Origin of the sequence: Myxococcus qinghaiensis (assembly GCF_024198215.1) — a bacterium.
Lineage (GTDB): Bacteria > Myxococcota > Myxococcia > Myxococcales > Myxococcaceae > Myxococcus > Myxococcus qinghaiensis.
This window is the reverse complement of record NZ_JAKCFA010000018.1, coordinates 1-13,022: the sequence shown is the minus strand read 5'-3', so window position 1 is coordinate 13,022 and position 13,022 is coordinate 1. Positions and strand designations below refer to the sequence as shown.

The following is a 13,022-nucleotide window of genomic DNA, read 5'->3' as shown; positions in this document are numbered from 1 at the left end:
CTCTGTCTATTTGAAGTGGACCGCGCAACCCGCGTCCGAACAGGCCCTTCCGGCGATCTTGAACCGGTAGCGGGCGAGGACCCGGTAGAGCACGTCCGAGAGCTGGCGAAGCCCGGGGACGTAGTAGACGTACAGCAGCCGCCCCAAGGGGTGCCTGCCCAGCGCCCTGACGATGGCCTCCGCCCCTTCCAGCACCCGCCCATCCGCCTGGACGAGCTGCATGGCGTTCTCGCACCGCTCCGCGCTGATGCCCGGGAAGGCCTCCAGCACGCCCTCATCCCGGAACGAGCGAAGCTGCGTCCCCCGGCCCCCCAGCATCCTCTGGAACTCGCGGGCCGCGCCGCTGCAGATGCGGCAATGCCCGTCGTAGAGGATCACATCGTTCCCCGGCGGCGTCGTCTTCAGCACCATCCGCGTCACCTCCACCCTGGGTTCTATGTCAGCGGGAAACGAGCGTGTCATGCAGATGCGCATGCACGCCGCGCCAGATGTCATGCTGCCGCTCAATCGGGTCCATCAGCTTGAGGCCCACCGTCGTCGCGGGTGAGCTGCCCTGGAAGGCCGAGTACTGGCGCAGTCGCGTTCCACCCGCCCCGTCCTCCTCGAACACGAAGCGGTTCGTCCCCCGCAGCGGGTGCCCGTCCAGGGTGGTGATGTGGACGGTATGCGTCCTGGCCTCCAGCTGGAACACCACGGGGGCCCAGACCGGAGGAGGCCCCTTCTCCTCCAGGAACACCTTCGCCCCGTCCGCCAGCGCTCCGGTGGCCGGCTGGAGGCGGATGCCTGAGGACTCGAACACGGGCCCGGGGTTGCGCACGAAGTAGGCCCAGGCCACCTCGGGCGGGACACCTGGAAGCGCGCTGGTGTAGTCCGTCAGGGACGTGGGCGCCCCCTGGATGGGAGGGCTGGGCTCCAGGAGCCGCAGGTGCCCCCGCGCATAGGCATCCATCACGCTCCCGCCCCTCATCACCAGGCTCGCGGTGGCCGCCTCCGATTGCGCCAGCGTGAAGGCGCCCTGCTTCAGCTGCTCCCGCACGCTCCCCATGGGCCGAGGAGGAAACGAGCCGCCCACCGCGAAGTCGAAGCCATTCGACCCGCCCGTCCTCGGGCCGCAGCGAGGCCCTGGCCCCAGGAAGCCTCCCGCGCTTCCAGGCCACAGGCCCTGGAACACCTCCAGCGTGCTGGCCGAAGCGTCCTTCATCGAAGGCGGAGCACCACGAGCGGGAGCGGAGTCGAGGGAAGCCGCCCCGACCTCGCCTTCGACAGGCAGGGACGAGGCGGAGGACAGCGGGGACGCGACGCGAGTCATGCGGGCACCTCACACGAAGACGTGGAGCCCCGCCCCGTTGCATCCCCATCACCAACGCGCATCCCAGTCCCCTCAACCCCTTGCCGCCCACCCCGCGTCCCGCCTCGCATACGGCCATCCAGCGGCTCGGAAGCCTCGGGCCCTGGAAACGCAGAAGGGCCGGCCCCCCGCGTGTGGCGGGAGCACCGGCCCTCTGCTTCACCACCCAGGCCTCAAGGGGCCCTGGGGGCTATGACTGGCGGAATTCGGCGTCCACCACGTCGTCCTTCTTCGCGCCCGGCTGAGCCCCGGGAGCAGCGCCACCCGGAGGAGGCTCGCCACCCGGCGCCCCACCCGTGGCCTTGTACATCTCCTCGGCGGCCTTGTAGCTGGCGGCCTGGAGCTTCTCGAGCGCGGACTTGATGGCGTCCTTGTCCTGGCCCTCGCGGACCTTGTTCAGCTCCGCCACGCTGTCCTCGAGCGCCTTCGCCACGTCCGGAGTGAGCTTCTCCTTGTTCTCCTTGACGAGCTTCTCCGCGGCGTAGGACTGGGCCTCCGCCTGGTTCTTCAGCTCCACCAGCTCGCGGCGCTCCTTGTCGGCCGCCTCGTTCGAGCGGGCGTCGGCGACCATCTTCTCCACCTCGTCCTTCGCGAGACCGGACGAGTGGGTGATGGTGACCTTCTGCTCCTTGCCCGTCGCCTTGTCCTTGGCGTTGACGTTGAGGATGCCGTTGGCGTCCAGGTCGAACGTCACCTCGATCTGCGGCACGCCACGCGGCGCGGGCGGCAGACCCGTCAGGTGGAAGCGACCCAGGCTCCGGTTGTCGTTCGCCATCTCGCGCTCACCCTGGAGCACGTGGATCTCCACCTGCGACTGGCCATCCGCCGCAGTGGAGAACGTCTCCGACTTGCGCGTGGGGATGGTGGTGTTGCGCTCGATGAGCTTGGTCATCACCCCACCCAGCGTCTCCACGCCCAGGCTCAGCGGCGTCACGTCCAGCAGGAGGATGTCCTTCACCTCGCCGGAGAGCACGCCGGCCTGCACCGCCGCGCCCACGGCGACGACCTCGTCCGGATTCACCGAGCGGTTGGGCTCCTTGCCGAACAGCCGCTTCACCGCTTCCTGCACCTTCGGGATGCGCGTGGTACCACCCACGAGCACGACCTCGTTGAGGTCCTTGAGGTCCACGCCCGAGTCCTTCAGGCACTTGCGGCACGGCTCCAGCGAACGCTCGATGAGGTCATCGATCATCGCCTCGAACTTGGCGCGCGTGAGCTTCAGGTTGAGGTGCTTCGGACCGGACGCGTCCGCCGTGAGGAACGGCAGGTTGATGTCCGTCTCCGTCGCGCTCGACAGCTCGATCTTCGCCTTCTCCGCCGCCTCCTTCAGGCGCTGGAGGACCATCTTGTCCTTGCTGACGTCCAGCCCCGTGTCCTTCTTGAACTCAGAGATCAGCCAGTCCATGATCCGCTGGTCGATGTTGTCACCGCCCAGGTGCGTGTCGCCGTTGGTCGCGAGCACGTCGACCACGCTCTCGCCCACCTCCAGGATGGAGATGTCGAACGTGCCGCCGCCGAAGTCGTAGACGGCGATCTTCTCGTCCTTCTTCTTGTCCAGGCCGTACGCGAGCGCCGCCGCGGTCGGCTCGTTCACGATGCGCCGCACCGTGAGGCCCGCGATCTCCCCCGCGTCCTTCGTGGCCTGGCGCTGGGCGTCGTTGAAGTACGCCGGGACGGTGATGACCGCCTCCGTCACCTTCTCACCCAGGTAGTTCTCCGCCGCGCGCTTGAGCTTCAGCAGGATCTGCGCGCTGATCTCCGGGGCGCTGTACTGCTTGCCATCCAGTTCGATGCGCGCGTCGCCGTTGGGCCCCCGAGCAACCTTGTAGGGGACCAGCTTGGCCTCCTCGGTCACCTCGTCATGCCGCCGGCCCATGAAGCGCTTGCTGGAGTAGATGGTGCGCTCCGGGTTGGTGATGGCCTGGCGCTTCGCCACCTGACCAACCAGCCGCTCGCCGTCCTTGGTGAACGCGACGACCGAGGGCGTGATGCGGCTGCCTTCCTCGTTGACGATGACCTTGGGCTCGCGACCCTCCATGATCGCCACCACGCTGTTCGTGGTGCCCAGGTCGATCCCAATAATCTTGCCCACGGTTCGTATCCTCCGGAAATAACTGCGTTTTCTGCGAAAGCTCCTGATGTACGCCCAACGTAACCACCCACCCCCCTGTGTCAAACCGGAGGCGACGTCGGGCCCTCTGACACAAGGTGATGCTCCCGGGTGCGTAGCGCAGTGCGCACGAGGCTGGCTGCCGCGTCACGTCATCGCCACCTTCACGACACGGGTGCGTAACGCGCTCTACACCCCCGCCACCCTCAGGTAGCAACCGGGCGACCTTCCGCACTGCAACCAACGCTGCAACCCCTTGGAATGACATGCCTGCCCGCCTGCTGACGCCCCGCGTCACCCGTTGGCAATGAAAGTGCACATTGCGGCAGCGCGTCGATGTCGGGTTCCCCCACCCGCACCTACCCTGGAGCCTGTCCCCATGCTGGTTCAGCCCCTGCGCTCTCCGGACCTCCGCCGCTCCCCGTCGGCGGACGTGTCCGTCGAACCCAAGGTCGCGGTGCTCCTCAACGCCAATGCCCGGAAGGTGGATGCCCGGGTGGTGAAGTCCCTGTCGCACGTGGTGCCGGAGCAGGACCTGTTCCTCTCCCGCTCGCAGTTGGACGGCCGGCGCATCGCCCAGACGGTGCTGGAGCGCGGCTATCCCATGGTCTTCACGGGCGGCGGCGACGGGACCTTCATGGGCTTCGTCAACGAGGTCCTCCAGCAGGTCGGCCCCCGAGGCCGCTTCGCCGGTCAGCAGGCGCCGCGCTTCGGCATCCTCAAGCTGGGCACGGGCAACGGCATCGCCGCCCACGTCAACGCCTCCGGAACCCGGGGCGACGGCATCCTCAACGACGTGCTGCGCGCCCGCACGGGTGAAGTCCCGGGCTTCCGCCCCATGGACCTGCTGATGGTGGACGGCCAGCGCGCGCCCTTCGCGGGGCTGGGCGTGGATGGCAAGGTGCTCAACGACTACATCTGGGTGAAGGAGAACCTGGGCAAGGGGCTCCTCAAGAGCGTGCTGTCCGGCAGCGGCGGCTACTTCTCAGCGGTGGCCTGCAAGACGGTGCCGCACTACCTGACGAACTCCACCTGGGTGGAGTGCGAGGTCGTCAACGGGCAGGCCGGCGAGGCGTACCGCCTGGGCGCGGACGGCCAGCCCGTGGGTGAGCCGGTGGCCCCTGGCGAGCTGCTCTTCCGGGGCAAGCTGATGATGGCCGCCGCGGGCACCATGCCCTTCTACGGCTACGGCTTCCGGATGTTCCCCTTCGCGTGTGGCCGGCGCGGCTTCATGCAGCTGCGGCTGGGCCAGGTGACGCCCACGCAGGTGCTGGCGAACCTCCCCCGGCTGTGGAACGGCCGCTGGTTCCCGCAGGGCCTGCACGACTTCCACGTCCGCGAGGCCACCATCCGCTTCGCGCGCCCCATGCCCTTCCAGGTGGGCGGCGACGCGGCCGGGTATCGGGATCAGGTGTCGCTGTCGGTGGCGCCCGAGTCCATCGAGCTGGTCGACTTCAACGGCGCGCTGAACTAGCCCGCGCCACGAGGGGATGGGCCCTCCGCCCTCCCCTGCTTCCGCCTAGCCCCTGTCGCGTGACGCCGGAGGCTTCTCGCCCGGCTCCTTGCGGCGGCCAATCAGGAAGGCATAGCTGACGCTGGCCTTGCCGTTGCTCTCGCGGTGCAGCGCCAGCTCCTCGCGCAGCGGGGACGCCTGGGGGCCGGACGTGGGCCTCAGACTGGCCTCCACCTCGCGGTAGTAGTCGTCGAGCTCCACGTCGTGCAGCGACTCCGCCGACTCCGGCTCGAAGCCGCCCAGCTCCAGCGACTGGAGCAGCTCGCGCGGCAGCAACAGGGGCGCGCCCAGGCGGCGCTCCCACAGCTCGGCGGCGGCCTTGGGGAGGAAGCGCCCCACCCTCGCGGGGAAGGTCATCCCCAGCCGTCCACGCCTGGCCAGGAGCGGCCTCAGGGCCGACAGCGTCCCGCGCAGGGTGTACAGCACCCGGCCCTGGACGAGGATGGCGTCGAAGGCGCCATCCGGCAGGCCGAGCGAATCCAGGGCCACGCCGCGCACGTCGATGCGGTCCGTGAGGCCCAGGTTGCGCACGCGCTCGCGGAAGGAGGAGACCAGGGCCTCGTCCATGTCGGCGGCGACGACGGAGCAGCCCATCTCCCGGGCCAGCAGCAGCGCCGCGGCGCCATCCGCGCCACACCCGAGCACCAGCACCCGAGCGCCCGGCTCCAGTTGGGCCACCTTGGCGAACCGCCGAGTCACGTCGTCCGAGCTGAACGCGCGCCGGGCGTCCGCGGGGTGGTACAGCGGAAAGGAATCTGCCGGGCTCATGGGCTCCTCATATACCCAACCCCGCCCGGACTTCCAGAGACGGCGCGGGCCCCCCACCCGGGGGAGGAGGCCGCGCGCGTCCGGCGTCACAGGTAGTAGACGACGCGTGGGTCCTTTTTCAGCTGCTCATAGATGGAGCGCCGCTGCTCCTCGGACAGCAGGTACACCGACACGCTGAGGGACAGGTACTTGCCCTTGCTGCTGGGCTGCTCGCGGATGGAGTCCGGCGAGATTTCGGTGCCCATCATCTTCCGGAACAAGTCCCTCACGTGCTCCGCGAAGCCGGGGCCCTGCAGGCCCATCACCTTGAAGGTGTAGACCGAGGGGTACTCGATGAGGGGCTTCTTCTCTCCGTCTTCCGGAGGGGTGTCTCCAGGGCCGTCGGTCGTCATGACGCGTCTCTTCGAGCAGGCACCCGCGGGTGCCTAGAGCAGGTTGGCGGCGAGCTCGGCCAGGGCACTGCGCTCGCCCTTGGCCATGGTGATGTGCGCGGCGATCTTCTCGCTCTTGAAGCGATTGACCACGTGCACCAGGCCGTTGTTGGTCGAATCCACGTAGGGGTTGTCAATCTGGAACGGGTCCCCCGTGAGGATGATCTTCGTGTTGTCTCCCACGCGGGTGATGATGGTCTTCACCTCGTGGGGCGTGAGGTTCTGCGCTTCGTCCACGATGATGAACTGGTTGGGGATGCTCCGGCCGCGGATGTACGTGAGCGGCTCGATTTCCATCAGCCCCAGGTCCAGGAGCTCGTGATAGCCGCGGCCGGCCTTCTTGTCCGCGCGGCTGAGGTTCATCAGGAACTCCACGTTGTCGAAGATGGGCTGCATCCAGGGGTTGAGCTTCTCCTCGACGCTGCCGGGCAGATACCCGATGTCCCGCCCCAGGGGGAAGATGGGACGGCTCACCAGGAGCTTCTGGTAGAGGTTCTCCTCCGTCACCTTCTGGAGTCCCGCGGCGATGGCCAGCAGTGTCTTGCCCGTGCCCGCCTTGCCGACGATGGTGACGAGCTTGATGTCGTCGTTGAGCAGCAGGTCCAGGCAGAAGGCCTGCTCCATGTTGCGCGGGCGGATGCCCCAGGTGCCCTCCTTGCTCTGGCGGAGCAGCGGCACCAGCCGGTTCTTGAGCCCGTGCAGTCGCCCCATGGCGGTGTGCGACGGGTTCGTCTCGTCCTTGAGCAGCACCAACTGGTTGGGGAAGAGCGTGTCCACGTCCGGCAGCTCCACCTCCGCGCCGGGCTTGTACATCTGGTCCACCAGCTCCTTGGGGACCAGCCGCTCCGTGAAGCCCGTGTACAGCTCGGTGATCTCCACCCGCTCGGTGTCGTAGTCCTCGGCGATGAGGCCCAGGGCGTCCGCGCGGATGCGCAGGTTGGTGTCCTTGGTGATGAAGACGGCCTGGGTGTCCGGCTCCTGCTCCATCAGGTCGATGGCCACCGCGAGGATGCGGTTGTCCATCAGGTTGCTGTCCGCCATGGACAGGGGCAGGTCGCGCTCCGTGAAGCACACCCGCAGGAGGCCGCCCCGGGGCATGGGCACCCCTTCCTTCAGCGAGCCCTCCGCGCGGAACGTGTCCAGGTAGCGCGCCACCATGCGGGCGTTGCGCCCCAGCTCGGAGAGATCTCTCTTGAACTGATCAATCTCCTCGATGACGTAGATGGGGATGATGACGTTGTTGTCCTCGAACGCGTAGATGCTGCGCGGATCATGAAGGAGGACGTTGGTATCGAGGATGAAGTTCTTTCGCATCGTGGGTTCGCGCGACCTGATTGGTTCGGGTGCGACCGCTGGGGACCGTGCGACGTGGCTGAGTCTGACGCCTCCTCCAATATAGACAGCGGCTCCGACGGAAGCAGCCTGCTCTGCGTCGGAGGTGCGGGCTGTTCGAAACCCCACGCCTTGGCGCTCAGTGCGCGAGCACGGGGGCGAGCGGGTCGTACCCCAGCAGCTCCGCCAGTCGCTCGGGCGGCGGCCCCGGGGGCATGCGTTCCCAGGGGAAGCGCTGCTGGAGCGCCTCCTCGTCGAGCGTCAGCACCCGCCGGCCGGTCTGCTCGCGGGCCTCGGCCCAGGCCTTGGCGTCGAATGAGCGGATCAACCGGCGGCTGAGCGGCGACAACATGGGCATGGGGGTGAAGGGGAGGTGCTGCCCGTCGGCGTCGCGCATGCAGCCCAGCTCCACGGCCCAGGCGAGCAGCCAGCGGGGCATCTTTCCGCCGGCGCCGCGCAGCGCGAGGAATCTCCCCTGGGCCGCGCCGTCCACGAAGAGGAAGCGCCGGTCATAGACGCTCGCGGCGGCGAAGGTCGAAGGCGTGAGGGCCAGCGCCTCCGCGCCGATGCGCCGGGCCATGAGCATCAGGAGCTCCAGCAGGGGCGCGGAGAGCGCGAGCCCGGGGTGGCTCTGCCCTGGCAGCGGCGGGCGGTGCCAGTCGAAGGAGCGGCCCGGGTTCTGGAGCAGCAGCGCGTCCACATAGAGCAGGGGCGCGGTGGCGAGCGTGTCACCGAGGCCGACCTCGGCGCCGGTGGCCATGCGCAGGGACAAGTCGGCGACGGGGGCGTAGAAGCGGCGGCTCCACAGGATGACGCGGGGGCGGAACGGATCCTCGCCCTGGATGCGCAGCTCGATGGGACCCACGCGCTCCTCGGCGCGCTGGAGCAGGCCGTAGGTGCGGAGCACCCGCTCCAGGCCCTGGTGGCTGTAGGTTCCGAAGAGGAGGCCCACGCGGGTCTTCTGGGAGTCGCCCAGGCCCAGGTCCTCGAGGGAGAGCTCCTCGGGCTCGGGCGTGGCCAGGTCCGCCCCGCTCAGGTGCTGATAGATGCGGCGGTAGCGGGTGTTGATGGGCAGCGTCCGAGGCATGGGGCCTCCTAGTCGTAGCGGATGTCGATGACGGTCAGCTCGATTTCGCCCCGGGGGCGGTGCACCTCGACGGAGTCGCCCACGCCCTTGCGCAAGAGGGCGCGCCCGATGGGGGACTCCACGCTGATACGACCTCCGGCGGCATCAATCTCATCGGACCCGACAATCTGGTACGTCGTGCGTGCTCCGTCCTCGTCCTCCAGGGTGACCGTGGCGCCGAAGTAAACGTGTGCACGGTCACTCTGTTCAGAAGGCGTGACGATGGTGGCGGTGTCCAGGCGCTTTTGTAGGAAGCGGATGCGGCGGTCGATTTCGCGCAGGCGCTTCTTTCCGTAGATGTACTCGGCGTTCTCGGAGCGGTCTCCCTGGGCGGCGGCGGCGGAGACCTCGGCGGTCACCTTGGGGCGCTCCACGTTGAGCAGGCGGATGAGCTCCCGGTGCATCCGCTCGGCGCCCGAGCGGGTGAGGTAGCGGCGGAACGGGGCCTTCTCTTCGCCGTCCTCGGCCTCCAGGTCTTCGTGTTCTTCAGGGGGGAGGTCCTGGTGGGCCATGTCCTCTGTATACCGCCGATGCCTGACGACGGCGTGGGGACGGGGCCCAGGCGTTCACCGGGAGTCGTGGAGTCGTCGTCAGGATGGGGGACGTGCGCTCGCCAGTGGAAAGCGCGAAGGAGTTCGGGTAGGAAGCGCCTGCCTCCGAGGGCCGGGAGGGCCGCACGTGGATTTTGGACAAAAGAATAGTGCGAGTCGCTAGCTCAGATGGTAGAGCACCGGCCTTTTAAGCCGAGGGTCGGGGGTTCGATCCCCCCGCGACTCATGTAGGTGGCGACGTCCCCGTCGTCTAGAGGCCCAGGACGCTGGCCTTTCAAGCCGGTAACACGGGTTCGAATCCCGTCGGGGACAAGCAGGAACGCGGGGCTGGACGGTGCAAACCGTCCAGCCCCGTTCGTTTTCGCCCACCCAGTCCGCGTTAGAAGTGCGTAAGCGCCTGTCATGGAAGTACAGGACCTCGCCAAGCGACGTCAGCACCAGCACACGTTCAGGGTTGGTATGCTTGGGCCCCATGAGCGCGGATTCAGCCACGGGGCGTGCCGAACTCACGCCCTACCAAGCCTACTACGCCGTCGCCAGCAACACCGTCCGCAACGCGATCGTGGCTAGCGTCGGCACACTCGGTCTGTTGTGGCTTTCAGGGATCTGGTCCTTTGGAGCGAAGGTCGGTTTCTGGATCGCGGTCGTTTTCACTGCGCTCGAAGGCATTCAGGTGCTGCTCGTGACTGCTTCGACCGTTGTGGTGAACGTCATCGGACCACGGCGGCCCGGTGAAGGGTGGCTAATCGCCGCGAATGTGGTGCAGATTGCAGGGGAAGCTGTCTCTGTAACGCTGCTTCTCTTCCTGAGATTCAAGATCTGGGGCTGAAGCTGTTCGGCCTTGCGTTGTTTCCCGGACATCACGGTTCGCCGTCAGCATGCAGCTGAAGTCGTACTGAACAGGGCCAAAGGCTACTACCGGACAGCCGGCGCCGACTTTCAAGGAAGTCTTTGCCAACCAGCGCTTTCCGGCGCCCCCCTGCTCCCGCCCTCGTGCATTCGCGATGAACTACTGTGACCACCGGCCTCCGAGACCACTGAATCACCGGGATCCGCCGCCCCGTCCGATGATTTCAGGACGGTACTCCGCCAGAGCCGATTGCGCTGCAGGCGTGCAGAGCCCATTCAGTCGTGGTCTCGGATCCTTCTTCGTCACCGAACTCCCGCTGTCAAGGTGTCGGGTTCGCCTCGTACGGCTGCGGCTCTATCCCCTCGCCTGGCTATACCCGAGGTCTTCTCCCTGAATTGCGATTCCGCCGCCCACAACATCCACGCGGCCCTATCCGGTCAATGCTGCGTACGCGTGCAGAAGGTGCGCCCCGGCGGGATGCCAAGCTGCTAACGGACTCCGTCCTCCTTGAAAGGCCTCGAATTCTCCACCTATGCTCGTCGTCCGGCGCTGTCAGCACCAAGTGGTACGGCGCGCTCATTGGGCGGGCAAGAGGCTGCGCACTGGATGGACGACCACAACCGAAAAGGAGAGTTCGGGGTCGCCTACGTCTCCGCAATCGCGGCTGCGGCAGGGTACATGACGTACAGGCCCACCCCAGATCTCGACAGCGTTGACCTGGGGATTGCCTCCGAGGCCGACGAAATCGAGGGGGCACCGAGGATAGAACTGCAGGTCAAGGGGTACTCCTTTGACTTCAAGGACGGGGAGGAGTTTTCCTACCCTCTCAAGCAGAAGAACTACCTCGACTTGAGGCGTCGCGTAATTAACCCGCGATATCTGGTCGTTGTCACCATGCCTCCTGTTGGAGAGCCTTGGCTGGAGCAAGGGCCCGAAAAGCTCATCCTCTTCCGCTGTGCCTATTATTTGAGCTTGAAGGGGTATCCGGTCACGAACAACGAGAACACCACCTCGGTAAAGGTTCTCCGCAAGCAGCCGTTCACGATCGAAGCCCTGCACAAGCTAATGCAGGAAGCCCGTGCGCAAGGGTTGTTCTCATGAAGCCGGTGCTCTCGGACAAGGATTCGCTCACTTCTGTTGCCCCGTCGAAGGTCGAAGACTACCTGCGCCGTACTGGATGGATGGAAGTCAGGCGCCAGCCCAACTTCGCCGCACTTTGGGAACGGCATGACGACAGGACCGGCAGGCGACTCCGGGTCGTTGTCCCTCTCGACCAGGAACTGGGCGACTACGCGGCGAGAGTTGCGGACGTTCTGCGCGTGGTGGAAAACTTAGAGCAGCGGCCAGCCTCCGAGATATTCAACGCCCTCAACGCTGCGCTTTATCTTAGTGATGAGTTTGAAGCATCCATTGAGCGGGATGACATCATTCGGGGCCTCATCCCGATTACAGCCGGGTCGAAGGCATTCCAGGGCACCAAGGACATTTTCTGGTCGGCTGCTGCTGCCGAGCACGAAGCGCACGCCGTACTGCCGAAGACCCTGTCGATGGCTGCAAGCGAAGCCCTCCGCCACACCTTCTTCTCTCAGACGAGAGAGGGCAGCTATGTCATCAACGTGGTCTCAAAGATGCCGCCACAGCAGGAACTGCTCGCCTTCGCTTCGCAAGAAGCGAACCACGAGCCAATGCAGCGGCGCGTCTTCCGACGTGTAGCTCTGGCGCTAGAGGCAGTGAGGCAAGCGGCTATGGAGGACACTGAGGAAGCCTTCGCCTCGCGGATCGGCCTCGGGGTGAGTTGGAACCTATGCCGTGCGGTCGCGAAGCTGGGAAGTAGCCGCCACTTTCGGCAGGTCACCTTTATACCTCGGTGGGCGCCTGAACTGCCCCGGCCAGCAGAGGTCCCGGACCGCATCGTCTTCTACTCGAAGATGATGGGGGCCGTTCGAGAGGGCGCAGCTCGGCTGAAGGAGATTCGGCCCATGGAGAACTTCCCACTCCGGGGTATCGTCGTAGAGCTGCGGCGCCGCAGCGACATCGCCAACGAAGGGACGGTCGTTGTCGAGGGCTTCATCGATGCAACGTCGATTCGACGCGTAAGCATGGATCTTCGGGGCCCTGCACACGAGGTCGCAGTCGAGGCCTACCGAACCGGGGAAGAGGTCACGTGCATAGGGTCGCTATACGTCGGGGTCGCGACGCACCGGCTCCTCGCCGTGAAGGAATTCCGCTTCGCCAACCGGCGTTGAAGTGTGATCTGTCACCCGCAGGGCATGGTGCGTCTTGAAGATACGTGGGGTGTCCGCTCCCATTAACTATTCCCGGCCCTTCGCTTTTCCTCGCCTGCCTTTCGTTCCTTGCATCGCGGAACTCGTATCTAGGACGCCACCTGATAATGACTCACTCCCTCACCGCGTTCCTCGATGAGTCTGGGAACACTGGAGCCAACTACCTTGACCCGCAACAGCCTGTTCACGTCCTTGCGGGGTGGCTAGTACGCGAGCCGAACATGGTCGGCTTCGCGAGGGTAGTCGAGAAGGTCCGCGAAGCTATGGAGATGCCCGAACTCAAGGGCGGGCGAATGCTGACGACAACCAAGGGCCGCCGGCAGATGTTGCATCTGCTGAAAGAGGCTCGCTCGTTCGCGTTGCCCATTTTCAGCATCTGGGAGAAGCGGTTCTGTGCCGCGCTCAGGGTGGTCGAGACGTTCCTTGATCCGAAGCACGTAAGCGTTCAGGGGGGGATGGGCGGCTGCAGAAGGAGCAGGCCAGCAGCCGGCGGGAGGCTTGTCGCTCGCTGATGGGGCGTGGGACATGGGACACGACACGTCGTGGCAGAGGTCGACCCCAAGGATGCGCGCATCGCGGAGCTCGAGCGACAGGTCGAGGAGCTGACTCGACTGGTGCGGGAGTTGCGGGAGCAGTTGCGGCGCAACTCGGGCAACTCGAACCGGCCGCCGTCGAGCGATACACCGGGGCAGAAGGCCGAGCGGCGCA

At 66.3% G+C, this 13,022-nt stretch carries 14 protein-coding genes and 2 tRNA genes; 8 read left to right on the top strand and 8 right to left on the bottom strand.

Annotation, left to right across the window (positions count from 1 at the left end; translation table 11 throughout):
* Nucleotides 1-6 precede the first annotated feature (6 nt).
* The 3 genes from LZ199_RS29600 to dnaK all read right to left on the bottom strand — a co-directional run bounded on the left by LZ199_RS29600 (nucleotide 7) and on the right by dnaK (nucleotide 3,440).
* A complete protein-coding gene (locus LZ199_RS29600; protein WP_253997139.1) occupies nucleotides 7-411 on the bottom strand; it encodes a thiol-disulfide oxidoreductase DCC family protein in 405 nt (134 codons plus the stop codon).
* Between the two features lie 28 nt (nucleotides 412-439).
* A complete protein-coding gene (locus LZ199_RS29595; protein WP_253997138.1) occupies nucleotides 440-1,201 on the bottom strand; it encodes an SRPBCC family protein in 762 nt (253 codons plus the stop codon).
* 337 nt (nucleotides 1,202-1,538) lie between these two features.
* Nucleotides 1,539-3,440: a molecular chaperone DnaK gene (gene dnaK / locus LZ199_RS29590; protein ID WP_253997137.1), complete on the bottom strand. Its 1,902-nt coding sequence runs from the start codon at nucleotides 3,438-3,440 to the stop codon at nucleotides 1,539-1,541.
* 397 nt (nucleotides 3,441-3,837) lie between these two features.
* On the opposite strand from dnaK, the gene LZ199_RS29585 reads away from it, so the two are divergent.
* Nucleotides 3,838-4,932, top strand: a complete 1,095-nt coding sequence (locus LZ199_RS29585) for a diacylglycerol/lipid kinase family protein (protein WP_253997136.1) — start codon at nucleotides 3,838-3,840, stop codon at nucleotides 4,930-4,932.
* A gap of 45 nt (nucleotides 4,933-4,977) precedes the next feature.
* On the opposite strand, the gene LZ199_RS29580 is transcribed toward LZ199_RS29585, so the two are convergent.
* From LZ199_RS29580 to greB, 5 genes are all read right to left on the bottom strand, one after another.
* On the bottom strand, nucleotides 4,978-5,739 hold the full coding sequence (locus tag LZ199_RS29580; protein ID WP_253997135.1) for an SAM-dependent methyltransferase: 762 nt from the start codon (nucleotides 5,737-5,739) through the stop codon (nucleotides 4,978-4,980).
* An 86-nt stretch (nucleotides 5,740-5,825) separates the two neighbouring features.
* The gene (locus LZ199_RS29575; protein ID WP_253997134.1) at nucleotides 5,826-6,131 is read right to left on the bottom strand and encodes an HP0495 family protein; all 306 of its coding nucleotides are present in this window, start codon (nucleotides 6,129-6,131) and stop codon (nucleotides 5,826-5,828) included.
* Between the two features lie 33 nt (nucleotides 6,132-6,164).
* Nucleotides 6,165-7,484, bottom strand: a complete 1,320-nt coding sequence (locus tag LZ199_RS29570; RefSeq protein WP_253997133.1) for a PhoH family protein — start codon at nucleotides 7,482-7,484, stop codon at nucleotides 6,165-6,167.
* A 157-nt stretch (nucleotides 7,485-7,641) separates the two neighbouring features.
* Nucleotides 7,642-8,589 carry a deacetylase gene (locus tag LZ199_RS29565; protein WP_253997132.1) on the bottom strand — a complete coding sequence of 316 codons (948 nt, stop codon included), beginning with the start codon at nucleotides 8,587-8,589 and terminating at the stop codon, nucleotides 7,642-7,644.
* Nucleotides 8,590-8,597: 8 nt separating this feature from the next.
* On the bottom strand, nucleotides 8,598-9,140 hold the full coding sequence (gene greB / locus LZ199_RS29560) for a transcription elongation factor GreB (RefSeq protein WP_253997131.1): 543 nt from the start codon (nucleotides 9,138-9,140) through the stop codon (nucleotides 8,598-8,600).
* Between the two features lie 192 nt (nucleotides 9,141-9,332).
* Between greB and LZ199_RS29555 the strand changes: the two genes are divergently transcribed.
* From LZ199_RS29555 to LZ199_RS29525, 7 genes are all read left to right on the top strand, one after another.
* Nucleotides 9,333-9,405, top strand: a tRNA-Lys gene (locus LZ199_RS29555).
* Between the two features lie 13 nt (nucleotides 9,406-9,418).
* Nucleotides 9,419-9,491: transfer RNA gene (locus LZ199_RS29550), tRNA-Glu, on the top strand.
* A 160-nt stretch (nucleotides 9,492-9,651) separates the two neighbouring features.
* Nucleotides 9,652-10,008: a hypothetical protein gene (locus LZ199_RS29545; protein ID WP_253997130.1), complete on the top strand. Its 357-nt coding sequence runs from the start codon at nucleotides 9,652-9,654 to the stop codon at nucleotides 10,006-10,008.
* 627 nt (nucleotides 10,009-10,635) lie between these two features.
* Nucleotides 10,636-11,130 carry a DUF4365 domain-containing protein gene (locus LZ199_RS29540; RefSeq protein ID WP_253997129.1) on the top strand — a complete coding sequence of 165 codons (495 nt, stop codon included), beginning with the start codon at nucleotides 10,636-10,638 and terminating at the stop codon, nucleotides 11,128-11,130.
* On the top strand, nucleotides 11,127-12,275 hold the full coding sequence (locus LZ199_RS29535) for a hypothetical protein (protein ID WP_253997128.1): 1,149 nt from the start codon (nucleotides 11,127-11,129) through the stop codon (nucleotides 12,273-12,275). Before LZ199_RS29540 ends, LZ199_RS29535 begins: the two co-directional genes overlap by 4 nt.
* 146 nt (nucleotides 12,276-12,421) lie before the next feature.
* Nucleotides 12,422-12,826 (top strand): DUF3800 domain-containing protein, encoded by a 405-nt coding sequence (locus tag LZ199_RS29530; protein ID WP_253997127.1) that lies wholly within the window; start codon nucleotides 12,422-12,424, stop codon nucleotides 12,824-12,826.
* Nucleotides 12,827-12,832: 6 nt separating this feature from the next.
* The coding region (locus tag LZ199_RS29525; protein WP_253997126.1) for a DUF6444 domain-containing protein at nucleotides 12,833-13,022 on the top strand (190 nt) is incomplete at its 3' end.

Bases quoted from the DNA above. Each gene is read 5' to 3' on its own strand.
- LZ199_RS29580 (WP_253997135.1), bottom strand. From the start codon at position 5,739: ATGAGCCCGGCAGATTCCTTTCCGCTGTACCACCCCGCGGACGCCCGG.
- LZ199_RS29600 (WP_253997139.1), bottom strand. From the start codon at position 411: ATGGTGCTGAAGACGACGCCGCCGGGGAACGATGTGATCCTCTACGAC.
- LZ199_RS29540 (WP_253997129.1), top strand. From the start codon at position 10,636: ATGGACGACCACAACCGAAAAGGAGAGTTCGGGGTCGCCTACGTCTCC.
- LZ199_RS29575 (WP_253997134.1), bottom strand. From the start codon at position 6,131: ATGACGACCGACGGCCCTGGAGACACCCCTCCGGAAGACGGAGAGAAG.
- LZ199_RS29595 (WP_253997138.1), bottom strand. From the start codon at position 1,201: ATGAAGGACGCTTCGGCCAGCACGCTGGAGGTGTTCCAGGGCCTGTGG.
- LZ199_RS29585 (WP_253997136.1), top strand. From the start codon at position 3,838: ATGCTGGTTCAGCCCCTGCGCTCTCCGGACCTCCGCCGCTCCCCGTCG.
- LZ199_RS29535 (WP_253997128.1), top strand. From the start codon at position 11,127: ATGAAGCCGGTGCTCTCGGACAAGGATTCGCTCACTTCTGTTGCCCCG.
- LZ199_RS29565 (WP_253997132.1), bottom strand. From the start codon at position 8,589: ATGCCTCGGACGCTGCCCATCAACACCCGCTACCGCCGCATCTATCAG.
- greB (WP_253997131.1), bottom strand. From the start codon at position 9,140: ATGGCCCACCAGGACCTCCCCCCTGAAGAACACGAAGACCTGGAGGCC.
- LZ199_RS29545 (WP_253997130.1), top strand. From the start codon at position 9,652: ATGAGCGCGGATTCAGCCACGGGGCGTGCCGAACTCACGCCCTACCAA.
- LZ199_RS29570 (WP_253997133.1), bottom strand. From the start codon at position 7,484: ATGCGAAAGAACTTCATCCTCGATACCAACGTCCTCCTTCATGATCCG.
- LZ199_RS29530 (WP_253997127.1), top strand. From the start codon at position 12,422: ATGACTCACTCCCTCACCGCGTTCCTCGATGAGTCTGGGAACACTGGA.